A 25,970-nucleotide genomic window follows, 5' to 3' on the forward strand; every position below is an offset into this window, starting at 1 on the left:
CATGGTGCAGCAAGCACATCAGCAAGTACATCAACAGCGCAACTGAAGATATGTTGCCAGGTGCGATCAACAGACTATTCCTGGGATGTCCTGATGCACTGAAATTCTGATGTAGTGATGTGCAGCAGACATGCCTTGTTTTACAGAAAATATTGTACGTGGCGAATCTTGTCACCACGTACAACATTATTAGAGCAACCACTTTAGAGCGTTGACCAGAGTGCGGACCAAGACTCTATGGTATCGGGACAATATAGACTTCCACCTATAGCCGCCACCGTCTAGCTACCCATATCAGGTAGCTAGATGGTGGTGATCAGGCGGCCGGCAATTTGGCAAATTGCTCGCGCAGTTTGACCAGTGTGGCAGAGAAATTCGCCATTCTTTCTTTCTCTTGTGCGACCACCGCAGCTGGCGCGCGCGCGACAAAACTTTCATTGTCGAGCTTGCCTTCTGCTTTACCGATTTCTGTTTCCAGACGCGTGATTTCTTTACTCAGACGTTCGCGTTCGGCAGCAACGTCGATCTCGACTTTCAGCATCAGCTTGGATTCACCAACGATGGAGACTGGTGCCGGTGATTCCGGCAAGGCGTCCAGCACCTGCACTTCAGACAGCTTGGCTAACGCCTGCAGATACGGTGCAAATGATTGCAGACGCGCCTTCTCTTCTGCATTCGCTGCCTGCAGCAACAGAGGCACGCGCAGTGCTGGCGACAATTGCATTTCACCGCGCAGATTGCGGCAGGCGTCAGTCATTGCTTTCAGCGCATGCATCCAGGCTTCGGCTGCTTCGTCGATATTCGCTGCCACGGCGAGCGGATATGGTTGCACCATGATGGAGTCGCCTGCTGGATTCAAGGTCTTGCCAGCTAGTGGTGCAACGGTTTGCCATAGTGCTTCGGTAACGAAAGGAATCACAGGGTGCGCCAGACGCAGCGTGGCTTCCAATACGCGCAGCAACGTGCGACGGGTGGCGCGTTGTTGTGCTTCCGTGCCTTGCTGTACCTGTACTTTGGAGACTTCCAAGTACCAGTCACAGTATTCATCCCAGACGAATTTGTAAATGGCAGAAGCGATATTATCGAAGCGGTAGTCGGCAAAACCTTTTTCGACTTCTGCTTCAGCACGTTGTAGCGTCGAGATGATCCATTTGTCGGCTTGTGAATAATCGAGATCGGCATCTGTCACATCTGTACCGAAACCGCAATCTTTACCTTCGGTATTCATCAGCACGAAGCGGGTCGCATTCCACAACTTGTTGCAGAAATTGCGATAGCCTTCGCAGCGACCCAGATCGAAGTTGATATTGCGACCGAGTGAAGCATAGCTCGCCATCGTGAAGCGCAATGCATCCGTGCCATACGCCGGAATGCCGTCGGCAAATTCTTTGCGGGTAGCTTTTTCAATCGCTGTTGCCTGCTTAGGATTCATCAGGCCGACTGTGCGTTTAGCGACCAGATCATCGACTTTGATGCCATCGATCAGATCAATCGGATCGAGTGTATTGCCTTTGGATTTAGACATTTTCTGACCGCTGGAATCGCGCACCAGACCATGCACATACACGGTGTTGAACGGTACCTTACCAGTGAAGTGCGTGGTCATCATGACCATGCGTGCCACCCAGAAGAAAATAATATCGAAGCCAGTCACTAACACTGACGAAGGCAGGAAGTGTTTGATGTCCGGTGTTTCTTCCGGCCAGCCCATCGTTGAGAACGGTACCAGCGCAGAAGAGAACCAGGTATCAAGCACATCGTCATCGCGCTTCAGTGCACCGGCATAGCCAGCGGCGGCGGCTTTTGCTGTCGCCTCTGCTTCATTGCGGGCGACGAAAATTTCACCATTGTCGCCATACCATGCCGGAATCTGATGACCCCACCACAATTGACGCGAGATACACCAGTCCTGAATGTTATTGAGCCATTGGTTGTAGGTATTGGTCCAGTTTTCGGGCACGAATTTGATTTCACCGGAAGCGACTTTTTCGAGTGCGACTTCAGCGATCGATTTGCCCGGGAAATGCGTACCTTCCGGCGCAGGTTTGCTCATCGCCATGAACCACTGATCGGTCAGCATCGGTTCAATCACCACATTCGTACGGTCACCACGTGGGACCATGAGTTTGTGTGGTTTAACGGATTCGAGTAAGCCTTGTGCATCCAGATCGGCCACGATTTGCTTACGTGCCACAAATCTATCCATGCCCTGATACACCGCCGGCGCGTTTTCATTGATCTTTGCATCCAGTGTCAGGATGCTGATTTTGTCGAGATTGTGACGTTGACCAACGGCGTAATCGTTGAAGTCATGCGCTGGCGTGATCTTCACACAACCAGTACCGAATTCTTTATCGACATAACTGTCGGCAATTACCGGAATTTCACGGTCGGTCAGCGGCAGTTTCAACATCTTGCCGACCAGATGGAGATAGCGCTCGTCGGTAGGATCAACAGCCACGGCAACGTCACCTAACAAGGTTTCCGGACGTGTCGTTGCGACGACGATGAAATTGCGTTCTTCCCATTCAGTTGCTTTACCTGTCTCATCAAATGTAGTTGGGAATTTGTGAGAAGAGCCATCCGCAAACGGATAGCGGATATGCCACATCGAGCCGTCTTCTTCTTCCGATACCACTTCCAGATCCGAGACTGCTGTGCCCAGCACCGGATCCCAGTTCACCAGACGTTTGCCGCGATAGATCAGACCTTGCTCGACCAGACGCACGAATACTTCGGTGACCGATTTCGAGCGTTCCGCATCCATCGTGAAATATTCACGATCCCAATCGGCGGACGCGCCCATGCGACGCATCTGGCCGGTGATCGTGGACCCGGATTTTTCTTTCCATTCCCAGACTTTTTCGAGGAATTTTTCACGGCCAAGATCATGGCGTGAAATTTTTTGCGCATCGATCTGACGCTCCACGACGATTTGTGTCGCGATACCGGCGTGATCGGTGCCAGGTATCCATGCAGTGTTGTAACCGCGCATACGATAGTAACGCGTCAGACCATCCATGATGGTCTGGTTGAACGCATGCCCCATATGCAGCGTGCCAGTCACATTCGGCGGCGGCAACTGGATAGAAAATGAAGGTTTGCCATCGTCCATGCTGGCCGCGAAATAACCGCGTTTCTCCCACTCGGAGCGCCATTGTTGTTCGATTTCTGCGGGTTCGAAAGACTTCGCTAATTCCATGATTGTCTGAAAGTTGAGTGTGCTAAACCTTTGATTATAAATGACAGCGGGCGCAGACAAGTTGTAATCGACAGGATTGCCTGAAAATTGTCTCCGGACTCCGGACTTATGCTTGCAGCGGTGATCTGAGACAGCAGTTCGATGATCATGCTTTTTTGCCATCGACTGCGTCAAGAAAATACCTATATAATGCCGTCACGCAAAACTATCTCAATGATTTGCTTGGTTTGAATAAAATTGAAATCACGCTTTCTTGAATTTTTTTTGTAAATAAATGCTAGGGGTCCTGTCCGCACTTGTGCGATGACGGGTGAGAAATACCCTCGAACCTGATCTGGATAATGCCAGCGAAGGGAAGCTGCTAAAGACTGCCACTTCGTCTACCTTGATACGGCACCCTCTTTACAAACTCCTTTGCTGGCTCCTGCCACTATGCAAAGAGCAAAGGAGCCAAAATGAATGCCAACCCACAATTTCTGTCCGCCACCGCGACAGTTGATGAAGCCGCGATACAGCCGCTGCCGAATTCCCGCAAAATTTATGTACAGGGCAGTCGCCCCGATATCCGTGTGCCCATGCGCGAAATCAGCCAGTCGGATACGCCCGCCATGTTCGGCTCGGAAAAAAATCCACCGATTTACGTCTACGACACCTCCGGCCCTTACACTGATCCTGACGTCAAAATCGATATCCGCTCCGGTCTGGCATCGGTGCGCGGTAACTGGATTGCAGAAAGAAACGATACCGAAGAACTGGCTGGCCCGACTTCTCAATATGGCATTGCGCGACTGAATGATCCCAAACTGGCTGAACTGCGCTTCAACCTGAAACGCAAACCACGTCGCGCACTGGCTGGCAAAAACGTCACGCAGATGCACTATGCGCGGCAAGGCATCATCACACCAGAAATGGAATACATCGCGATTCGCGAAAACCTGCAACGCAAAGAATATCTGGAACAATTAAAAGCGTCCGGGCCTATGGGCAACAAGCTGGCTGAATTGATGGGACGCCAGCATCCGGGACAGTCTTTCGGCGCGGCCGCATTTTCCAATCCTTCGAATGAGATTACGCCGGAATTCGTGCGTTCCGAAATCGCCCGCGGTCGTGCCATTATTCCAGCGAATATCAATCATCCTGAAGTCGAACCCATGATCATCGGGCGTAATTTTTTAGTCAAAATTAACGCCAATATCGGTAACTCCGCTGTGACTTCATCGATCGGCGAAGAAGTCGAAAAAATGACCTGGGCGATACGCTGGGGCGGTGACAACGTGATGGATCTCTCAACCGGAAAACACATCCACGAAACCCGCGAGTGGATCATTCGCAATTCGCCTGTGCCTATCGGTACCGTGCCGATTTATCAGGCTTTAGAAAAAGTGAATGGCAAAGCAGAAGATCTGACCTGGGAAATTTTCCGCGACACGCTGATAGAACAAGCCGAGCAGGGCGTTGATTACTTTACTATCCATGCCGGCGTGCGTTTGCAATATGTGCCGCTGACGGCGAAACGCATGACAGGCATCGTTTCGCGCGGCGGTTCTATCATGGCGAAATGGTGTCTGGCACATCATAAAGAAAGCTTTTTGTACGAGCATTTTGAAGACATCTGCGAGATCATGAAAGCCTACGATGTGTCATTCAGTCTGGGTGATGGCTTGCGGCCAGGTTCGATTTACGACGCCAACGATGAAGCGCAACTCGGTGAATTGAAAACCCTGGGCGAATTGACGCAGATAGCGTGGAAACACGATGTACAGGTGATGATAGAAGGACCCGGTCATGTGCCTATGCACCTGATCAAAGAAAACATGGATCTGCAACTCGAACAGTGTCACGAAGCGCCGTTCTACACACTGGGACCATTGACGACCGATATCGCACCGGGTTACGACCACATCACTTCTGGTATCGGTGCGGCGCAAATCGGCTGGTATGGCACTGCCATGCTGTGCTACGTCACACCGAAAGAGCATCTGGGTTTGCCGAATAAAGTCGACGTTAAAGACGGCATCATCACCTACAAAATCGCCGCGCATGCCGCCGATCTGGCGAAAGGCCATCCGGGTGCGCAAATCCGCGATAACGCCTTGTCGAAAGCGCGTTTTGAATTCCGCTGGGAAGATCAGTTCAACATCGGTCTTGATCCGGATAAAGCCCGCGAATTTCACGATGAAACTTTGCCGAAAGACTCTGCCAAAGTCGCGCATTTCTGCTCTATGTGCGGGCCGCATTTCTGCTCGATGAAAATCACGCAGGAAGTCCGTGATTATGCAGCGAACCAAGGTATCAGTGAAATCGATGCTTTGAAAAAAGGGATGGAAGTCAAGGCGGTGGAATTCATCAAATCCGGTGCTGAAATTTATAAAAAACAGTAAGCGGTGGCGATGATGGAAATCCAGTTAAATGGCGCTCCACATCAGCTCAAGCCAGCACAGTTGCTGGCTGAACTGATTGCCGATCTGAGCTTGATGGACAAAGCGATTGCGGTGGCGGTGAATCGTCAGATTATTCCGCGTTCACGCTGGGCCGATCACGCATTGCAGGCGGATGACAAAGTGGATGTGGTACGCGCCATCGGCGGTGGTTGATGTGATCTGAGTGCAGCGGCGCGCATGCTACTGATGGTCAGCATGGGTCATGCATGATGCACCGCTGCTTAGTAAAAACAGAAAGGATGTGGATATGCAAACAGAAACACAAAATCAAACAGAGCGTGGCTTGACGATCGCTGGTAAAACTTACCGTTCGCGCTTGCTGGTTGGCAGTGGAAAATATAAAGACCTGGAGCAGACCAGACTGGCGACCGAAGCGGCGGGTGCGGAAATTATTACGGTGGCGATTCGCCGTGTGAACATCGGGCAAGACCCGAATGCGCCGAGCTTGCTGGATGCGGTGCCGCCATCCAAATACACAATCTTGCCGAATTCGGCAGGCTGCTATAACGCGGAAGATGCGGTCTACACTTTGCAGCTTGGTCGTGAATTATTAGGTGGTCACAAGCTGTGCAAACTCGAAGTGCTGGGCGATGAAAAAACCTTGTTTCCGAATATGCCGGAAACCCTGAAAGCCGCGAAAATACTGGTGCAGGATGGTTTTGACGTGATGGTGTATTGCAGCGACGACCCGATTCAGGCGCGTATGCTGGAAGACATCGGCTGCGTTGCAGTGATGCCGCTGGCGTCATTGATTGGTTCCGGCATGGGCATACTGAATCCGTGGAATTTATCGCTGATTATTGAGCAGGCCAAGGTGCCGGTGCTGGTGGATGCAGGCGTTGGCACAGCGTCCGATGCAGCGATTGCGATGGAGCTTGGTTGCGACGGCGTGCTGATGAATACCGCGATTGCCGGTGCCAAAGACCCGGTGCGGATGGCGCGGGCAATGGGGCTGGCGGTGGAGGCGGGGCGTGAAGCATTTCTGGCAGGACGCATGCCGCGCAAGTTTGCCGCGTCGCCATCCTCACCGATGGCAGGACGCATCGTCTGATGGCAAAGTCCATCCCGCAGCGCCCTTGCGTGTTGGTGTTTGCCGGACATGATCCCAGCGGTGGCGCAGGCATTCAGGCAGACATTGAGGCGATTGCCGCGCAGGGCGCACATGCTTTGCCCGTCATCACCGCATTAACCGTGCAGGATAACGACCATGCCTACGCGGTGCATGCGGTGGATGCGCAAATCATTCTGCAACAGGCAATGACGCTGATGGCCAAAATACCTGTCGCTGCCATCAAAATTGGCATCGTTGCGCACAGAAAAAATGCAGCGACGCTCGCCAGTTTTATTCAGCAATGTCGGCGTAAGCAGCCAGATTTACCGGTGGTGCTTGATCCGGTGCTGGGTAGCGGGCATGGCGATGCATTAGCGCTTGATGATGCGGTGGCTTCAATACAACCGCTGCTGGCAGTGGCGACCCTGATCACGCCGAATCTGCCGGAAGCCAGACGCTTGTTTCCTGAGGCATCAGGTATCGCAGAGCAGGCGCAACGCTTGTTGCAGAATGCGTGTCAGGATGTGCTGATCAAAGGTGGTCATGCCGATGGTGCGATGGTCAGAAACAGCTGGTTTCATCGGGACCAGATGCAAGTAGCGGGAGAATGGGAATGGCCTCGCCTGGCGGGTGAATTCCATGGGAGTGGCTGTACGCTGGCCTCTGCCATTGCCGGGCAACTGGCTGTGGGAAATAGTCTGGCGCAGGCATTGCCGCAGGCGCAGTTCTATACGCAGGCGGCATTGCAGGAGGCGTATGCCATCGCCGATGGACAACTGATTCCGCAGCGACGTGCCCATTCAATAACGCAGCGTCAGTAACATCAGCATCAACATCAACAACAATAGGACTTACGCAAAATTATCCCAGCAAGGCATGGCGACGAAGGCATGATGTGCTTGTACGATAAGTGCTTGTACGACGAGGAGCCATAACGCTGCTGGGGCAGTTTTGGGTAAGTCCTCAACAAGATAAAAAGCAGGGTAGGGATATGCAAACACTTTCAGGTCTTTATATTGTCACCCCGGATTGGGATGATACGGATCAACTGTTATCCGTCACTGAGCAAGCCTTGTTGGGGGGCGCAGCGCTGGTGCAGTATCGTCATAAATTTGCAGATGCTGTTCTGCGTGAAACTCAGGCACTGGCGTTGCAGGCATTGTGCCGCCGCTACGGTGTGCCGTTCATCATTAATGATTTTGTGGAATTGTGTCTGGCGATACAAGCCGATGGCGTGCATGTTGGCGGTACGGATGCGTCTGTGGCCGAGGTCCGGCAGCAGGTCGGCAACGATTTGATTGTAGGTGCCTCCTGCTACGGCGATCTGTCATTGGCGCTTGCTGCGCAGGCCGCCGGGGCGAGTTACGTGGCGTTTGGCGGTTTTTATCCGTCAAGAGTGAAGAAATATCCGGTGACGACGCCAGTGTCTATTCTGAGTGACGCGAAGCCGATGGTGCACGTACCGAATGTGGTGATTGGCGGCATGACTGTTGAAAATGCAAAACCGTTGGTGGCGGCTGGCGCCACGATGGTGGCTGCGATCAGCAGTGTCTATAATGCGCATGATCCCTGTCGCGCCGCACAGGAATTCGTCGCTTTGTTCCGTCCTGCGCAATGAGTATGCATGTTGTTTGATGTGGGTTGTTGCAGCTCCTTGGTAGCTGATTGTAGATGATTGATGCTTATGTCCTTGTTGAGTCGTTCCCGGTTCCTGGTGGACTTGTGATGGCCGTGTCGCCATCGTGTCATTATCGCGTTGTGGCGACATGATTGGCGGCTTCATCGTTTCGCTGATCGTCGCGTCGCTGATCCCATACTGATTGCCATCCCGATGCTATATCGACTGGATGTTAGTCGGATATTGGTCGGATATCGGCAACATATCGTCTGCCACATCCCGGTCATATTTCGATTTTGTGTTGTTTTTGTCAATATTCGCCATTTTGGAGATTAAATATACTCCCCCTTAGTATTATTTTTCATGCCTTATTTATTAACGACATTGGCGCGATATTGCCTGAAATGGTGGGGAGTATCTGTTTTCAGGCGACATAGCATCATGCTGGATGCCAATATCATCAGTCAGTATCCGTCAATGTGATCGGGTATCTTGCACTAGGCAGGCGTGGGTGTCGCAGATGATTTGTTGCGGCGGAATCGGTGGTGCGGGAGTGCTCTCCCGTATAATCTGCCTATGCAAAATTTACTTCACAATCTCAATCCAGAACAGCTAGCTGCTGTGACCTTGCCGGCGCAGTCGGCGCTGATTTTAGCGGGTGCCGGTTCCGGCAAAACCCGCGTGCTGACGACCCGCATTGCGTGGCTGATACAAACCGGCCAGGTGTCTCCGCAGGGCGTGCTGGCGGTGACATTTACCAACAAGGCAGCCAAGGAATTGCTGACACGCTTGTCGGCGATGTTGCCGATCAATACGCGTGGCATGTGGATAGGGACTTTTCATGGTCTGTGCAATCGCCTGTTGCGCGCGCATCACCGCGATGCCGGCTTGCCACAGACGTTTCAGATTCTCGATTCCGGCGATCAGTTGTCGTTCATCAAGCGCTTGTTGAAAGCGAATAATATCGACGACGAAAAATTCCCGCCGAAGACGCTGATGTATTTCATCAACAGCGCCAAAGATCAGGGTTTGCGGGCCGCGCAGGTCGACGCTTACGATGATTTCAATCGCAAACTGGTGGGGCTGTACGATCTGTATGACGCCCAGTGCCAGCGTGAAGGCGTGGTCGATTTTGCCGAGTTGTTATTGCGCACGTATGAATTACTCAGCCGCAATCAACCTTTGCGCGAACACTATCAGGCTCGCTTCAAACATATACTGGTCGATGAGTTTCAGGATACCAATGATCTGCAATACAAATGGCTGAAACTCATGGCCGGTGCCGGTAGCAGCCGTGGCGCTGCGGTGTTTGCGGTCGGCGATGACGACCAGAGTATTTACGCTTTCCGCGGTGCAAATGTCGGCAATATGTCGGCATTTGAACGCGAGTTTGAAGTGCAGAATCTGATCAAGCTGGAACAGAATTACCGCTCGCATGGCCATATTCTGGATAGTGCAAATATCCTGATTGCGAATAACAGCAAACGTCTCGGCAAAAATCTGCGCACCGATGCCGGACATGGCGAACCTGTGCGCGTGATGGAAGCCAGCAGCGATATACAGGAGGCAAACTGGATCATAGAAGAAGCAAAAAATCTGATCCGTGAAGGTTTGCCGCGCAGTGAAATCGCCATTCTGTACCGCTCGAACGCCCAGTCGCGCGTGATAGAACATGCCTTGTTCAGCGCGAATATTCCGTATCGTGTGTATGGCGGCCAGCGCTTTTTTGAACGAGCCGAAATCAAACATGCGATTGCGTATCTGCAGTTGATGGATAACCTGCACAATGATTCCGCCTTTTTGCGGGTGGTGAATTTTCCTACCCGGGGCATTGGTGCGCGCTCTCTGGAGCAGTTGCAGGATGCAGCTAAACAGCATGGCTGCTCACTGTATGCGGCGGTGCCGTATGTCGGCGGTAAAGCAGGATCATCATTGGCGGCTTTCATTAAACTGATCGAAGGTGCGCGCTTTGAAACCCAGTATCTGCCTTTGCCAGAGATGGTGCAGATCGTGATCGAACTCAGTACCCTGAAGACGCATTACCAGACCGAAAAAGAAGGCGCAGACCGCATAGAAAACTTGGATCAGCTGGTGAATGCGGCGAGTCTGTTTGTGTCGGAAGAGGGCTTTGGCAAAGATGCCCCGGCGCTGACTGGCCCGGCATCTGCCAATACCATTTTGCTGGAGAACGGTGACGGCAATGTCATCATCGATGCTGATGCGGCTTTGCCCACGGTGATGTCGCCATTGTCGGCCTTTTTGTCGCATGCCTCGCTGGAAGCGGGCGACAATCAGGCGCAGGCCGGGCAGGATGCGATGCAACTAATGACGGTGCATTCCGCCAAAGGCTTGGAATTTGATGCGGTATTTATCACTGGTCTTGAAGAGGGTTTATTCCCGCATGAGAACAGCGCGCAGGAAGACAGCGGCGTGGAAGAAGAACGGCGTCTGATGTACGTGGCGATTACCCGCGCCCGTCAACGCTTATATCTGAGTTTTTCGCAAACCCGCATGCTGCATGGACAGACGCGTTACAACATGCGCTCGCGCTTTCTGGACGAATTGCCGGAAGAATCTTTGAAATGGCTGTCGCCCAAAATACAACCGCAATGGTTTGGCAATAAAAAATCGGCATGGGATGATCATCCTTCTGCAGGTGCTAACCAGATTGCACAGAGTATCAGCCAACGGAGTCAGCAAGGCAGCCAAAGTGGCGGCGGTAATGGCTGGCGTATCGGCCAATCGGTGGCGCATGCCAAGTTTGGCGAAGGCGTGATTGTGGACATCGAGGGTAGTGGCAGTCAATCCCGCGCACATATTAATTTCGGCAAATTTGGTATGAAGTTGCTTGATCTGAGTGTAGCCAAGCTGGAGAAAATATAGTTTATCGTATGGGGCAACGCTGATTGGTCAGCGTTGTCTGCGCTATTGATACGGGACAGACACGACACCGCACTGGCAGCGTGTGGCTACAACGTTGTAGCGCTTTGTACCATTGCCGTATAAGTCACGGACAGGACAAGTACAAGTCAAATACAAGCCGATAGAGCCTTCGTCGCCATGCCTTGCCTGGATCAAATTGTGTCAGTCCTGTGAGACTTCAATCGGATCAATCTGGTGATCGGATACGGCAGAAAAATCGGGTATAGCGCTACTCAGGCAAGATGAATAAGAACGATATGTTTATTACGCATATTACGCGTATCACGTATGCCACGCATATCACGGATGAAAGCACAACATGAATACAGAACAATGGTTGCCCATGATTGCCGCTGCGTTATTTGCGCTGGCGGTATTACACACGTTTTCCGTTAAATTTTTTCTTCATCTGGCCCATCAGAGCAAACACCATGCAGGCTTCTGGCATTTGCTGGGAGAAGTGGAAGTGGTGTTCGGATTTTGGGCATTGATTCTGGTGGGTGTCATCAGTCTGATGTCCGGGCAAAAAGAAGCCATTCATTATCTGGAAAATCAGAATTTTACAGAGCCGATGTTTGTCTTCGTCATTTTGGTGATCGCTGGTACGCAGCCTGTGCTGTGGTCAGTGCAGCGTTTGGTCTCCCGCATTGCGACGATGTTGCCAGTCCCTGAACAGATCGCCAGCTATTTCTTGTACCTGTCGCTGATTCCATTATTGGGCTCATTGGTGACAGAACCGGCAGCAATGACGCTCGCTGCCCTGATGTTGCGAAATCGGTTTTATACAAAAGCGATTCCCGAAAAACTCAAGTATATGACGCTGGGTACATTATTTGTGAATGTCTCTATCGGTGGTGTGCTTACCTCATTTGCTGCGCCGCCGGTACTGATGGTGGCAGAAAAATGGGGATGGAACATGGCGTATATGGCTCAGATGTTTGGCTGGAAAGCAACTTGTGCCGTGCTGTTGAATGCATTTCTGGCGACATTCTGGTTCAGGAAGGATTTACTCGTTTTGGCGGTTGAGCAATCGCGCAGCGAAGATCAGAGCCCGCTTCCGTATTCCGTCATGCTTGTCCATTATCTGTTTTTAGCAGCGACGGTCTGGTTTGCACATTACCCTGTGGTGTTTATGGGGCTGTTCTTGTTTTTTCTGGGTTTTACAGAAGCGTATCAACAATATCAGAGCAAACTCATGTTGCGGGAAGGTTTGCTGGTGGCTTTTTTCCTGGCGGGATTGGTCGTGTTAGGTGGATTGCAGGCTTGGTGGCTGCAACCGTTGCTGGCCGGCATGAATACGGCAGTGCTGTTTTTTGGCGCGGTTGGCCTGACTGCCGTGACTGACAATGCGGCATTAACGTATCTGGGATCGTTGGTGGTGGGTTTGCCAGACGCTGCCAAATACGCTTTGGTTTCCGGCGCAGTCACCGGCGGTGGTTTGACGGTGATTGCGAACGCCCCCAATCCGGCCGGTTTTGCGATTTTAAAAGACTATTTTCACGAGCGGGCGATTAGTCCATTGGGGTTGTTCCGGGCGGCCATTATTCCGACGATAGTTGCAGCTTTATTCTTCCTGGTAGCCTGACTTTCTCGAATGATCTGCCAGCGCGTGTGCCGTCGTTCTGGTGGCGCGCTTAGGCATCACAACGGCTAGCTTGATGCGCTGATCCTTGGCATTGTCGAGCTTGAACACGCTGACTGCTTTTTGCAAGCGAGACGCCTGATCGGCCAGGTTTGCTGCGGATGCCGCGGCTTCTTCTACCATCGCGGCATTTTGTTGAGTGACCTCATCAATATGGGTGATGGCACTACTCATCTGATCCACACCATCGCTTTGCTCACTGCTGGCAGCACTGATTTCGTGAATCAGGTGTGTCACGTGTTGAACAGAGTCCACCAGTTCAGACATTGTTTTCGATGCTTCTTCAACTAGTTTATTGCCGGTTTCGACCTTGCTGGCGGAGTCATCGATCAACGCTTTAATTTCTTTGGCTGCGCTGGCTGAGCGTTGTGCCAGATTCCGCACTTCGCTGGCGACCACTGCAAAGCCACGACCTTGTTCACCAGCACGTGCTGCCTCTACTGCGGCATTTAGCGCCAGAATATTGGTCTGGAAGGCGATGCCATCAATCAGACTGATAATATTTTCTATGTGTTTTGCCGAGTCACTGATTTCATGCATGGTGACACCAACCCGTGCAACGACTTCCCCACCCTTGAGGGCGACTGCAGAGGTCGCACTGGCCAGTTTGTTGGCTTCGTTGGCATTTTCAAAATTTTGTCTGACCGTTGAAGTGAATTCCTCCATACTGGCAGCCGTTTCCTGCAGGCTCGATGCCTGTGATTCTGTGCGTCCAGACAAATCCATATTGCCATCGGCAATTTCGCGGGTGCCAACTGAGATTGATTGCACGTTCGACCGGACATCGCCGATGATGGAAACCATATTCACATTCATCTGGCGTAATGCTTGAATCAACTGTCCCATTTCGCTTTCGTCACCTGCAGCCATTTGTCTGGTCAGGTCGCCACCTGCCATGCTTTGAGCAGCCAATAAGGCATTGTGAATTGGTGCTATCAATTTGTTTTGAACAAAATGCCACAAATATAAAACGACAAACACACTTAATACCAGGCCCGTTATATTAAAAACAGTGACGCCCGCCTGACGTATATCCAGAACACCCCATGTCAGTACAATCAGTAAAATGATGGTCATCGATGTGGCTAATTTCGTACTGGCAGGCATGCGCATGCTTGCTTTTAGTCGTCCCAGCCAGGTGGTGGAAATCAGTTTGCCATGATGTAATTTGACTTTGCCCGCAGTGCCATTGCGCATATTCGTATACAACGCATCTGCCGCTACGATGTCTGCGCGGCTGGGCTTGGTACGGACTGACATGTAGCCCACTACATTGCCACTTTCTATCACTGGAGTGACGTTGGCATTGACCCAGTAGTGAGAGCCATCTTTGCAACGGTTTTTGACCAATCCGGTCCAGGACATGCCAGATTTGATGGTCTCCCATAAATCAGCAAAAGCCTCTTTTGGCATATCGGGATGGCGGACAATATTTTGTGGTGCACCGATCAGTTCTTCTTCTTCAAAGCCACTGATTTCGATAAAGTAGGGATTGCAGTAGGTGATGTTGCCTTTCAGATCAGTCGTGGAAACGATCGACTGACCATCGCGCATAATTGTTTCTACTCCAGTGACAGGTTGGTTATTGCGCATGAAGATCCCCTTAATGTTTACATTGACAAGGGGTACGCATGTTTTGTATCCCTGGTACGAACAATCGTCAGAACTTGAACACAAAATAATGCTGCTACTTAGTAAATACTTAGTAGATACTTAATTAAAACATAAATTTACTGTGTCAAGGAATCGAATTAATTCTACGGATGGAATATTACGCATTCCTTAATATCGCAATAGTTCACATAATGTTGCAAATGCCTGCCCGTTGCCATCGAGAACCGATGCCATAAAAGCGATGTCAGGCAGATTAATATGCGGTCGGGGTTGTTGCTTTTTTGCACGGCAGCATCGCTGGCAAGCGGCCAGTTCAAATGTAGTAGGCCGTTCCTGTCATTACTTTTGCCATTAGTTTCATACCGTGCTGAACAGGGAGTGGCAGATTACTGGCCCCAAGCGATTGCGCTGCAGCACCGTGAGCAATTTCATCGACCCGCATCTGTTCAACAATCGCGCGCGATTTATGGTCTTGCTGAGGCAGTTTGTCCAAGTGGCTGGCCAAGTGCGCTTCGACCTGGCGTTCAGTTTCGACTACAAATCCTAGACTCACAGCGTCACCGCATTTAGCCGCGACGACACCGCATGCGTATGCGCCTATGTACCACAGTGGATTTAACAGACTTGTATGAGAATTCAATTCTTTCAGGCGACTTGCAGTCCATGCAAGGTGATCTTCTTCTTCTTTTCCAGCCTCGTGCAATTGCTTGCTGATGTCGGGCTGCGTCGAAAATGCAGCTTGTGCGTCATACAGCGCCTGAGCGCAGATTTCACCCACATGATTGACGCGCATCAGGCCTGCACTGAGTGCCTGCTCTTCAACTGACAAATTGGCTTCCTCTATATAAATAGCTGGATTAGCGCGACCAGCCTGAGCCTGTCCAGAAACCGTACGCAAGGCGCGATCAATGCCGATGATGAGGCGATCAGGAATAAAAGAAGAAATGAACGTAGACATAATTTCTGTAGTGAACAATTTATTTATATTGTAAACAAGCGGCAACATGCCTGCCACCAATTTAAACATGGTAAAAATGTAATTAAAAACCTCATTAAATGTAATTTTGATCATTTTTTATGGTGTGTTTGTTGCGCTTACACCACATTAAATTTGTTTAAAGACGATCGTTCACAAATTCTCTTTGCCCAAAATCTTCTTATTTGATTCAATGGAATCAAGCTTCTTAATCAGCAGGTTTCGAAGTTATAACAAGACTGAAACAGATACAAACAGACATACATGGTTCGCAAGCAGCTTTTGACGAGCCAATAATTACAACAACCACGGAGACTTTAAATGAAAAAAACGCTTCTCGCTTTTGCAGTTCTGAGTGCATTCGCAGCAACAGCTTCGGCTCAATCTTCAGTCACAATTTACGGCATTATCGATGCTGCAACTGTCTACACAACTAACCAGACTGCGACAGGTGGCAGCAAGGTCTCAATGGATGCTGGTCAGCTGCTGACCTCCCGTTGGGGTATTAAGGGTTCTGAAGATCTGGGCGGCGGTCTGAAAGCCAACTTCAATCTCGAAGGCACACTGGCTAACGACACTGGCGCAGCTGGTGCAGGCTTCGGTGGTAACGTGTTTAATCAGGCAGGTAACAATACTTCCCTGTTTGATCGTTTGTCTTGGGTTGGTTTGTCTGGCAGCTTCGGTTCCGTGACTCTGGGTCGTAACAATATTCTGGGTGTGGACTCTGTTGGTATGGCCGATCCTATCAGCTTGGCACATGCAGGCAGCAACCCGAACGTGATGTTCAGTGCGATGAATTCCGGTGCTTCTTACGGTGGCTTTGGTACTAACCAAGGCGGTACTGCATTGCGTCAGAATAACTCTATCAAATACGTATCTCCATTAATGTCCGGTTTCGGTGGCGCATTGATGTACGGCTTTGGTGAAAAAGCGGGCGACACAGGTGCGAGTTCTTACACTGGTGTTTCTGGCTTCTTTACGGATGGCACTAACGGTGCAGCGCTTGCTTACGCAAGAATGAAAGATGCCGCTAACACAGCAACTCTGACAGCATGGGCTGCTGGTGCTAAATACAAAGTAGACCCAGCTTTTGTACTGCGTGCGACTTATGCGCAAGACACAGTTGATGGCAACATCAAGATTGATGCACTTCCTAGCGCTAACAACCGCAAGATCAAAGTTGTCGGCCTGGGCGTGGATTATCTGATGTCTGCACAAACAACGTTGACTGCTGCTTACTATGGTACAAAACGCTCTGGCGATATCGACGGGAAAGCTGATCAATACATTGGTATGGCTAAATATGCATTCAGCAAACGCACAACTGCTTACGCATCTCTGACATACGCAAAAGCAGGTTCTGTAGCAGCGCAAGACGTTTCTCTGGCTCTGGGTATCATTGGTGCAGGTAACAGCCATGCAACCCGTACAGCAGTGGGTGTATTGCACGCATTCTGATCTTGATTAGCCTGAAGTGATTACCTGAAACAAGATGAAGGCTGCCCTGTGGGTAGCCTTCATCATTTAGCTTTTTCATTAGATCGTCACAAATCTTCCGCCAACCTCCATTTCTGTTTCTAAAAAAACCATTTTTCAGGTGAAAAATTGCATAAAATGCAATTTTTGTTGCATTAAAACGACAAAAATAACCTGCATATGTCGCCAATCCCCGATTTAACTTGGCTGTCCAATGTCATTTTTGGTCAAATACGTTAACTTCTTTTTAGCAGTTTTATTTGTTTAAAAAGTATTGGCGTGTTTCGTGCAGAAATCTTCAATCAGTTCGCTGCGTGTCTCAGGCTTAATGTAGTGCATTTCAAACTGAAATCCTTTGGAGAAATATATAATGAAAAAATCACTCATCGCTCTGTCTGTTTTAGCAGCTATCGCAGGTACAGCGCAGGCGCAATCAAATGTCACTATGTATGGTGTTGTCGACATGGCCATCCAAAATGAAAATAATGGTGGCAAAGCTGGCTCTAAAACTGCATTAGATTCAGGCGAACAAGCAGGTTCCCGTTTGGGCTTCAAAGGTACTGAAGATCTGGGCGGCGGCTTGAAAGCGATTTTTGCTTTGGAAATGGGTATCCTTGCTGATACAGGCGCATCTCAAGGCGGTTTGTCATTTGGCCGTCAAGCTTGGGTTGGCTTGCAAGGTGATTTCGGTACAGTAAAAGCTGGTCGCCAATACACTCCACAATTCTATTTCTTTGATGCAGTTGATCCATTTGATCTGGGATTCACATCTGGTTCCGCAGGCGTGTCAACATCTACTGGCGGTGTTTTCGGTTTCTTGTCCGCTAGCGCATGGCGTGTAAATAACAGTATTAGCTATCAATCTAATGATATCTCTGGTTTCAGCGCACGTGCTTTGTACGGTTTCGGCGAAGTTGCTGGTGATACATCTGCAAACCGTTCCGTTGGTATCAGCGGTCAATATGCAGCAGGCCCATTGTATGTTGGCGCTGTGTACTACAAACAAAACGACGTTGCTGGTAACGGTTTGAAATCCGTATTGGTTGGTGCTACTTATGATTTCGGCGTAGCTAAAGCAGCTGTTGGTTACTCTAAAGACACATCAGACACTAATACAGTTGATCAAAAAGGCTACATGGTTGGCGTAACAGTTCCTGTTACTACAGTTGATAGCTTCCTGGCAACGGCAGCACGTTCCACTAACAATCTGGTTGCTACAGGCAATACAAGCACACAATTGGCAGTTGGCTTCACACATGCATTGTCCAAGCGTACAAATCTGTACACATCATTCTCTCGCAATACGAATGATGCGAACGTTAACCAAGCTGGTTTAGCAGCAGGTAACGGTTTGACAGATCGCTTGTTCAACGTAGGTATCCTTCATTCTTTCTAATATTAAGCAGGTGTAAGCCTGTTTGATTATGAAATGAAGATAATAAAAAAAGCACCTTCGGGTGCTTTTTTTATTGAATGGCTGAAAATTGAATGAATTCAAATTCAAATTCAAATTCAAATTCAAACCAAATCAGCCTCAGGTAAAGTTAATTTACTGATTCTGAGCAGAGTATTGAAATGCGGCAGGCTAGGATTTTCCCAAATACTTCATTGGTGAAGTATTTGAATATGATGCAAGAGTCACGGCGACCTTAGTGATCGTGCTGACAAACAAGTTCTTATCTATCGCTTAGTTATACAAAATGTACCGTGAGTCCCGGCAGTTGTACGCCTGAAAATGCGGTACTCCATACTTGGCCTGCGCTCACTGGATAAGCATCTGTCCATGTACCTGTTGTAATCAACTCCCCCGCTTGTAAGGGAGGAAAATTGGCTTGCGTCTTCAGTAGTTGATGCAGATGCCAGATTGCGTAGACAGGGCTGTCCAGAACATTACTGCCGTAACCGGCACTTAGCAGAGATTCGTCACAAGATAAGGAAATACTGGCGTTTGCCAGCATCTCGCTCAGATGCTGCCGACTGGCGCTGGAAAGCATTCTCGGCTCTCCTATCAATAAAGTGCCGTGCAGGCCAAATGCGGCGACCGCATCAGCCGCTTCAAACTTCCATTCAGGATACGGACTGACGACTATTTCTATGGCATGCGCCATCCACTCCAGGCAATCGGCCAGTTCCTCTATATTGCAATCGGGATCAGGAGTTTTGCCAAGTTTGAATACAACTTCTGGTTCAATTCTGGGCTGCACAGCACCTTCCAGGCTTTGATAAGTCACTGCATGCTCGAGAAAGCGCACTGTAGAGTCAAACAGTGTGCTCCAGATCGGCGCATGAATAGCTTCTTTAGCCCCATATTTCGGCCATAATTTGCGATTGGTAAAGCCGAGCTTACGTCCTATCGCGATCTCACCCTCGTCTTTTCTGATTCTGTCGAGATGTTGCATGATCAGATAGGCCTCATCAATAGTCAATCCATTGACTCCACTTGATCCTTTCATATGGTCCAGTCCATTCGATTCAGTTTCGATACTCAACGGCATCATGAATGCTGAGCGCGCCCGGGTTTCAAGAAATTGGTAGGCATACTGTTCAGCTTGGGATGTCGATAGCATAGGGCTGGACATGACTGTAAATAGAGAATGTATAAAGTGTAAGCGTTAAAGCAAGCCAACAGCAAATATCAACAACAGCGCATCAGGAATTGTTATCTGCTTGTGTCGTATTGGGTATAGGTAAGCCAAAATGTTGATATGCCATACCAGTAGCGATTCTGCCACGTGGTGTTCTTTGTAAATAACCTTGCTGTATCAAATAAGGTTCAAGAACATCTTCGATTGTGTCGCGTTCTTCGCCTATCGCGGCGGCAACATTATCTAAGCCGACCGGTCCGCCGCCAAATTTGAACAAGATGGCTTCCAGCAGTTTTCTATCCATCAGATCGAATCCCACCGTATCGACATCCAGCATATGCAAGGCAGCATCTGCGGTAGGTTTACAGATTTCTCCATTACCTTTCACTTCTGCATAATCGCGTACACGTCTCAGCAATCGGTTGGCGATACGCGGAGTGCCACGCGCGCGGTTGGCGATTTCACGTGCTCCATCTTCATGTATTGGTGCGTTCAGCAAAGCTGCCGAGCGGGTGACAATGCGGGTCAGTTGTTCTGGTGTATAGAATTCCAGCCGTGCAACGATGCCAAAGCGATCGCGCAGAGGATTGGTGAGCATACCGGCGCGCGTGGTGGCACCAACGAGTGTAAATGGTTGCAGATCAAGTTTGACGGAGCGGGCAGCAGGGCCTTCACCGATCATGATGTCGATTTGGTAGTCCTCTAGTGCCGGATATAAAATTTCTTCGACGACAGGCGACAGCCGGTGGATTTCATCGATGAACAGTACATCGTTCGCTTCCAGATTCGTCAGCAGGGCGGCCAGATCACCAGCGCGTTCCAGTACCGGGCCTGACGTTTGACGTAAATTAACACCCATTTCTCTGGCAATAATATGTGCCAGAGTTGTTTTCCCCAGACCCGGAGGGCCGAAAAGCAAGGTGTGATCGAGTGCCTCGCCGCGTTGTCGTGCTGCCGTGATAAAAATTTCCAACTGGCTACGGATTTTTTCCTGGCCGACATATTCATCCAGTTGCTTTGGACGCAACGCGCGTTCTATGGCTTCTTCGTTGGAAGATACGGTTGTTGCCGTAATGATTCGTGGCTCTGAAAAACCAGAAAGATCGTCAGTCTGTATGCTCATTGCGTTGTCTTTCAGCCTTTAGACAAGGATTTCAGTGCAAGTTTGATACCTTCAGACACGCCAGCATCTTTGGGAATCGCTTTCATGGCCAACGTCGCTTCTTTATCAGAATACCCAAGTGCCAGCAGGGCGTTCAAAATATCTGGGCTGTGATCTCCCGATGCAATGGCGGCCTGCGCGGTAAACAGATCGGCACCAAGTTTTCCTTTCAGTTCCAGAAGCAGGCGTTCTGCTGTTTTTTTACCAATGCCGGGTACCCGGGTCAGTCTTCCAGCTTCTTGCAGGCTGATGGCCTGTGCCAGATCGGCCACGGACATTCCGGATAAAATAGAGAGTGCTGTACGTGCGCCAACGCCACTGATTTTCACGAGTTGGCGAAATGTGGCGCGCTCTTCGGCAGTGCCAAAACCAAACAGTACATGTGCATCTTCACGAATGGCAAGATGGGTCAGTAAAGCGACTTTTTCACCTAACGGTGGCAGATGATAAAACGTGCTCATGGGCACATCGACTTCATAGCCCACTCCCTGACAATCGATCAGCAATTGTGGGGGATTTTTTTCGATCAGGATGCCTGCGATGCGACCTATCATGAGACTGCTTTCATACTGTATGAATAAGCAGTGATAGTAAACGATTCAGATCAGCTTGACGAGTATCGTTGTGCGAAATACTTGTATGAAATTTAGCCTATCAGGCGACCTGCTTTGACGCGTAGCCCTCTTTTAGCCAGGCCTGGTGCAATACTGGCAAGGTTAGACAAGGCTTCACCGCTATGTGCATGGCAGATCGCAACGCCAAGTGCATCTGCGGCGTCGGGGCTAGGTGTGCCGGACAACATCAACAGACGTTGTACCATGTCCTGCACCTGTTCCTTTTTTGCCCGTCCGTGACCGACCACGCCTTGTTTTACTTGTAGTGCGGTATATTCTGCCACGCTCAGATCAGCAGAAACGAGTGCGCAGATGGCTGCACCACGTGCTTGTCCTAGCAACAATGTCGATTGCGGATTCACATTCACGAAGACTTTTTCTATGGCCGCACAATCGGGACGATAGGTGCTGACGATTTCAGAGACACCTGAAAGTATCGTCTTGAGTCGATCGGGCAGAGAGCCTTCAACGGTTTTGATGGTGCCGGAAGCGATATATGTCAGCTTCTGGCCCTGTTTGTGAATGACCCCGAAGCCAGTAGTGCGCAGGCCGGGGTCGATACCTAATATTTTCATGCTTGCCTTGCCCCGCGAAGAGCAAGGCGTTTGATTAATGACGGAAATGACGAGTGCCAGTATAGACCATCACCACGCCGCGTTCATCCGCTGCGTCGATGACTTCCTGATCACGCATGGAGCCACCCGGATGAATCACGCAGGTCGCACCCGCATCCACCACCACATCCAGACCGTCACGGAACGGGAAGAATGCATCCGATGCGACCGCTGAACCAGTCAGTGTCAGGCCAGCGTTTTGCGCTTTGATGGAGGCGATGCGTGCCGAGTCAATGCGGCTCATCTGACCTGCGCCGACCCCCAGCGTCATGCCGTTGCCACAGAAGACGATGGCATTTGATTTGACGAATTTCGCCACACGCCACGCAAACATCATGTCTGCCATTTGTTGTGGAGTTGGCTGCAGCTTGGAGACCACGCGCAATTCTTCCTGCAAGACGTTTTTCGAGTCCGGTGCCTGCACCAGCAAACCGCCGCCGACACGTTTGACATCGTATTGATTGACTTCGTTACCCAGAGTAATTTCCAGCAAACGGACGTTTTGTTTCGCCGCAAAAATCGCTTTTGCTTCGGCAGTGAACGACGGTGCGATCAGTACTTCAACGAATTGTTTGGCGACGATTTCTGCCGCTTTGCCATCGAGTTCACGGTTGAATGCGATGATGCCGCCGAATGCAGAAGTCGGATCGGTTTGCAGTGCTTTGCTATAGGCCTCGAATGGAGTTGCGCCCAACGCGACGCCACAAGGATTGGCATGTTTCACGATCACGCAGGCAGATTCTTTGAACGATTTCACACATTCCCACGCAGCATCAGAGTCAGCGATGTTGTTGTAAGAAAGTTCTTTGCCTTGCAATTGCGTGTAATTTGCCAATGCTCCGGCGACTGTTTTGAAGTCGCGGTAAAACGCTGCAGACTGATGTGGGTTTTCGCCATAACGCATTTCCTGCACTTTTTCGAAATGCAGATTCAGTGTCTGTGGATACGCGCTGCGCGTCGTGTGTGCTTTATCTTCACCGAGGCTAGTCAGATAATTGGTAATTGCGCCATCGTATTGTGCCGTGTGGGCAAACACTTTCTTTGCCAGAGTGAATTTGGTGTCGTAGCTGACGACGTTTTGATTCGCCTTCATTTCTGCCAACACGATCGCGTAATCGCTAGGATCAACAATCACTGTCACGTCTTTATGGTTTTTTGCGGAGGAGCGCAGCATCGTTGGACCGCCGATGTCGATGTTTTCGATCGCATCTTCGAGTGAGCATTCTTCCTTGGCGACAGTTTGCTGGAATGGATACAGATTCACCACCACCATATCGATGGTAGGAATGCCGTGTTGTTCGAGTGCTGCAACATGTTCAGGAAAATCACGGCGTGCCAGAATGCCGCCATGAACTTTCGGGTGCAGCGTCTTCACACGACCGTCCAGCATTTCTGGAAAACCAGTGTAATCGGCTACTTCGGTGACAGGCAGACCATTGTCTGCCAGCAGTTTGGCAGTGCCGCCAGTGGACAGCAGTTTGACACCGAGTGCTGACAATTCACGTGCAAAATCGAGCACGCCGGTCTTGTCGGAGACGGAGATAAGAGCTTGTTTGATCATGATGTTTTCATTAAGTAAGGAAATCGGTGTCAGGCTGCGATGGATATCGATGACATGCAACAAAAATGCAGCAAAACTGCAGCAAAATTACAGTAAACCGTGCTGCTGTAATTTTTTACGTAAGGTATTGCGGTTAATACCCAGCATATCAGCAGCTTGCGACTGGTTGCTGGAGGCGCGTGTCATCACCATTTCCAGCATCGGTTTTTCGACAGCGAGTACCACCATGTCGTAGATGTTGGAAGCAGGTTGCTCGCCCAGATCGCGGAAATACTTTTCCAGGTTTTTATGAACGGCGTCTTGGATACTATCTTTGCTCATGTTGTTTTTATGTGGTTCGGTTATGCAGGGTGGTGCGTAAATCTGCCTGTCGGCAGGAGGATGTAAGACAAACAATCAGTCTGGTTTTACGCTGCCAGTTTTTCTTCAAAGGGGCGGTATTGTAACCGTTCCCCAGCCATGCAATCAAAAAAATGACTGACTGCTGCCAGTTGTTCTTCGCAGTCAGTGAGCAGATTCATCTGTTGCCGAAATTCTTCACCACCGCTCAGGTCTTGTACATACCAGCCTATGTGTTTGCGCGCCGTTCGTACGCCGAGGTATTCACCATAAAATGCATAATGTGCCTGCAAATGCTGCAACATTAATTCCCGAACTTCCGCAATCAGTGGTGGTGGCAGATGTGTACCGGTTTTCAGAAAGTGCTCGATCTCGCGGAAAATCCACGGTCGGCCTTGTGCTGCGCGGCCGATCATGATGGCATCGGCACCAGTGACCTCAAGCACGTAGCGGGCTTTTTCTGGCGTGGTGATGTCGCCGTTCGCCACGACGGGAATCTTCACCGCTGACTTGACTGCGGAGATCGTCTCATATTCAGCGTCACCTTTGTAGCCGTCTGCACGAGTGCGCCCATGCAGGGTCAGCATTTGTATGCCGGCGGTCTCGGCCATGCGGGCGATGGTGAGTGCATTTTTATGTGCACGGTCCCAGCCAGTGCGGAATTTCAGCGTGACTGGCACATCGACTGCGCCAACGACGGCGTCAAGGATTTCACCGACCAGCGTTTCATGTTGCAGTAATGCGGAACCGCACCAGGCGTTACAAACTTTTTTGACCGGGCAGCCCATGTTGATATCGATGATCTGAGCGCCTTTATCCACATTGTGCCTGGCACAATCTGCCAGCATCTGTGGATCAGCACCGGCAATCTGCACGGCCTTGGGTTCCATCTCACCTTCGTGATTGGTACGGCGTGTCGATTTTTCAGTTTCCCATAGCTTGGGATTTGAGGCTGCCATTTCTGATACCGCGTAGCCTGCACCCAGTTCCTTGCATAGCTGACGGAACGGTCGGTCGGTCACGCCTGCCATCGGAGCTACAAACAGATTATTTCGCAGAAGGTAAGAGCCGATTTGCACGATGCGCTGACAGGGGAATTTTGGAGAAGCGCTATTCTACCTGAAAGTTGCCTAAATAATTGGCATAATTCATTCTAAAAAAGAGATTATTTATCGTGATAAATAATTATTTTTCATTGCCTTTTAATACATCGGCGCTGGGCTGGATGCAGCCATGAAGTGACTGTTTTTGATGAGTGGCTAATCGGGGTTTGGCAGAAATCGACGCTGTAGCATGTGATTGTAACGAGTCATGCTAATACAGAAATCAATAGGGAATGTGTATCAGTTTATCATTTAAGGGGGGGCGAAGAAAAACACCCCTGTTGTTGCATCTTGCTGTGTCCAGTGAGCAGGTTGTGATATGTGTTGGGGATACCGGCAGCTTTAGCAGAGGGGGCTGCCTGCTAAAGCTTATTTCGGTTGATTGATTTCGTCCAGCGTATCGTCTGCATCCAGATGCGCAATATCTCCCCACTGTACCAATTGCAACCGTTGACCGTCGAAATGGAAGCGGTTAATGCTGGCATTGAAAATGGTGACCTCACGTGGCGCATTCAGCGGTAGCTGCATGGCTTCGCGGTAGGCGCATTCCAATACGCCACCATGCGCAACGAGGGCAATTTTCTGATTCTGGAATTGTCTTGCGTAGTGATCAATATGCTCTATCACGCGCTGATGAAAACGGCGGGTAGTTTCTCCGGTATTTTCACCAGGTGGAAATTCTGCGTCCGGATCATGGGATTTCCATGCAGCATATGCTTCGGGGAACAGATGGGGAATCTCGCTGTAGAGTTGCCCCTCAAAACCACCGTAGCAGCGCTCGCGTAAGCCCGCGTCAATGCGGGTGCTGATGCCTTGCAGGCGTGCAATTTCTCCAGCGGTCTGAATAGCGCGTTGTAAATCGCTGGAAACAATGGCATCAATTTTTTCATTTTGCAGGGCGGCGGCCAAGGCTTTTGCCTGGCGAGTTCCTTCGGCATTGAGCGGAATATCGAGATGGCCTTGCAAGCGCTTAATGGCATTCCAGGCGGTTTCGCCGTGCCGGATCAGGAGGATTTCTGTCATGTTTTCAATGGCCGTTGATTGGCATTA

The 25,970-nt window shown here is 50.1% G+C and carries 20 protein-coding genes and 1 riboswitch; of the genes, 9 read left to right on the plus strand and 11 right to left on the minus strand.

All coding sequences use genetic code 11. From position 1 onward, the window contains the following. Positions 1-316 precede the first annotated feature (316 nt). Entirely contained in the window at positions 317-3,202 is a 2,886-nt protein-coding gene (locus ACO0LB_RS00115) for a valine--tRNA ligase (protein ID WP_423045284.1), read from the minus strand. A 269-nt stretch (positions 3,203-3,471) separates the two neighbouring features. Beyond that, positions 3,472-3,575, plus strand: a riboswitch (TPP riboswitch). Positions 3,576-3,657: 82 nt separating this feature from the next. Between ACO0LB_RS00115 and thiC the strand changes: the two genes are divergently transcribed. The 7 genes from thiC to ACO0LB_RS00150 all read left to right on the plus strand — a co-directional run bounded on the left by thiC (position 3,658) and on the right by ACO0LB_RS00150 (position 12,819). Beyond that, positions 3,658-5,583: a phosphomethylpyrimidine synthase ThiC gene (gene thiC, locus ACO0LB_RS00120; RefSeq protein WP_423045286.1), complete on the plus strand. Its 1,926-nt coding sequence runs from the start codon at positions 3,658-3,660 to the stop codon at positions 5,581-5,583. Between the two features lie 12 nt (positions 5,584-5,595). Beyond that, complete coding sequence (thiS, locus tag ACO0LB_RS00125) at positions 5,596-5,796, plus strand: sulfur carrier protein ThiS (protein ID WP_423046102.1); 201 nt, start codon at positions 5,596-5,598, stop codon at positions 5,794-5,796. 94 nt (positions 5,797-5,890) lie between these two features. Beyond that, positions 5,891-6,694, plus strand: coding sequence for a thiazole synthase (locus tag ACO0LB_RS00130; protein ID WP_423045288.1), 804 nt, complete (start codon positions 5,891-5,893; stop codon positions 6,692-6,694). Further along, positions 6,694-7,515 carry a bifunctional hydroxymethylpyrimidine kinase/phosphomethylpyrimidine kinase gene (thiD, locus tag ACO0LB_RS00135; protein ID WP_423045290.1) on the plus strand — a complete coding sequence of 274 codons (822 nt, stop codon included), beginning with the start codon at positions 6,694-6,696 and terminating at the stop codon, positions 7,513-7,515. The genes ACO0LB_RS00130 and thiD overlap by 1 nt, the downstream gene beginning before the upstream one ends. 170 nt (positions 7,516-7,685) lie before the next feature. Continuing rightward, on the plus strand, positions 7,686-8,312 hold the full coding sequence (thiE, locus tag ACO0LB_RS00140; RefSeq protein WP_423045292.1) for a thiamine phosphate synthase: 627 nt from the start codon (positions 7,686-7,688) through the stop codon (positions 8,310-8,312). A 576-nt stretch (positions 8,313-8,888) separates the two neighbouring features. Beyond that, on the plus strand, positions 8,889-11,195 hold the full coding sequence (locus ACO0LB_RS00145) for a UvrD-helicase domain-containing protein (RefSeq protein ID WP_423045294.1): 2,307 nt from the start codon (positions 8,889-8,891) through the stop codon (positions 11,193-11,195). A gap of 358 nt (positions 11,196-11,553) precedes the next feature. Next, positions 11,554-12,819 (plus strand): putative Na+/H+ antiporter, encoded by a 1,266-nt coding sequence (locus ACO0LB_RS00150; protein WP_423045296.1) that lies wholly within the window; start codon positions 11,554-11,556, stop codon positions 12,817-12,819. Here the strand turns inward: ACO0LB_RS00150 and ACO0LB_RS00155 are convergent. Both ACO0LB_RS00155 and coq7 read right to left on the minus strand, forming a co-directional pair. After that, on the minus strand, positions 12,799-14,469 hold the full coding sequence (locus ACO0LB_RS00155) for a methyl-accepting chemotaxis protein (protein ID WP_423045298.1): 1,671 nt from the start codon (positions 14,467-14,469) through the stop codon (positions 12,799-12,801). The genes ACO0LB_RS00150 and ACO0LB_RS00155 overlap by 21 nt on opposite strands. A 334-nt stretch (positions 14,470-14,803) precedes the next feature. Then, on the minus strand, positions 14,804-15,448 hold the full coding sequence (coq7, locus tag ACO0LB_RS00160; protein ID WP_423045301.1) for a 2-polyprenyl-3-methyl-6-methoxy-1,4-benzoquinone monooxygenase: 645 nt from the start codon (positions 15,446-15,448) through the stop codon (positions 14,804-14,806). 339 nt (positions 15,449-15,787) lie between these two features. Here coq7 and ACO0LB_RS00165 point away from each other — a divergent pair, with 339 nt between their 5' ends. Then, positions 15,788-16,924: a porin gene (locus tag ACO0LB_RS00165; RefSeq protein WP_423045303.1), complete on the plus strand. Its 1,137-nt coding sequence runs from the start codon at positions 15,788-15,790 to the stop codon at positions 16,922-16,924. A gap of 388 nt (positions 16,925-17,312) precedes the next feature. Next, positions 17,313-18,338, plus strand: coding sequence for a porin (locus ACO0LB_RS00170; protein WP_423045305.1), 1,026 nt, complete (start codon positions 17,313-17,315; stop codon positions 18,336-18,338). 295 nt (positions 18,339-18,633) lie between these two features. On the opposite strand, the gene ACO0LB_RS00175 is transcribed toward ACO0LB_RS00170, so the two are convergent. The 8 genes from ACO0LB_RS00175 to ACO0LB_RS00210 form a co-directional block, all read right to left on the minus strand. Then, on the minus strand, positions 18,634-19,509 hold the full coding sequence (locus ACO0LB_RS00175) for a 2-keto-4-pentenoate hydratase (RefSeq protein ID WP_423045307.1): 876 nt from the start codon (positions 19,507-19,509) through the stop codon (positions 18,634-18,636). A gap of 82 nt (positions 19,510-19,591) precedes the next feature. Next, positions 19,592-20,650: a Holliday junction branch migration DNA helicase RuvB gene (gene ruvB / locus ACO0LB_RS00180; RefSeq protein ID WP_423045309.1), complete on the minus strand. Its 1,059-nt coding sequence runs from the start codon at positions 20,648-20,650 to the stop codon at positions 19,592-19,594. An 11-nt stretch (positions 20,651-20,661) separates the two neighbouring features. Continuing rightward, complete coding sequence (gene ruvA, locus ACO0LB_RS00185) at positions 20,662-21,243, minus strand: Holliday junction branch migration protein RuvA (protein ID WP_423045311.1); 582 nt, start codon at positions 21,241-21,243, stop codon at positions 20,662-20,664. Positions 21,244-21,335: 92 nt separating this feature from the next. Further along, a complete protein-coding gene (gene ruvC, locus ACO0LB_RS00190; protein WP_423045313.1) occupies positions 21,336-21,878 on the minus strand; it encodes a crossover junction endodeoxyribonuclease RuvC in 543 nt (180 codons plus the stop codon). Positions 21,879-21,912: 34 nt separating this feature from the next. After that, positions 21,913-23,478 (minus strand): bifunctional phosphoribosylaminoimidazolecarboxamide formyltransferase/IMP cyclohydrolase, encoded by a 1,566-nt coding sequence (gene purH, locus ACO0LB_RS00195; RefSeq protein WP_423045315.1) that lies wholly within the window; start codon positions 23,476-23,478, stop codon positions 21,913-21,915. An 87-nt stretch (positions 23,479-23,565) separates the two neighbouring features. Continuing rightward, a complete protein-coding gene (locus ACO0LB_RS00200) occupies positions 23,566-23,799 on the minus strand; it encodes a helix-turn-helix domain-containing protein (protein WP_110258221.1) in 234 nt (77 codons plus the stop codon). 86 nt (positions 23,800-23,885) lie between these two features. Next, positions 23,886-24,896 carry a tRNA dihydrouridine synthase DusB gene (dusB, locus tag ACO0LB_RS00205; RefSeq protein WP_423045317.1) on the minus strand — a complete coding sequence of 337 codons (1,011 nt, stop codon included), beginning with the start codon at positions 24,894-24,896 and terminating at the stop codon, positions 23,886-23,888. 393 nt (positions 24,897-25,289) lie between these two features. Next, complete coding sequence (locus ACO0LB_RS00210) at positions 25,290-25,943, minus strand: histidine phosphatase family protein (RefSeq protein ID WP_423045318.1); 654 nt, start codon at positions 25,941-25,943, stop codon at positions 25,290-25,292. Between the last annotated feature and the right edge of the window lie 27 nt (positions 25,944-25,970).

Origin of the sequence: Undibacterium sp. SXout7W (genome assembly GCF_049339385.1) — a bacterium.
GTDB lineage: Bacteria > Pseudomonadota > Gammaproteobacteria > Burkholderiales > Burkholderiaceae_D > Undibacterium.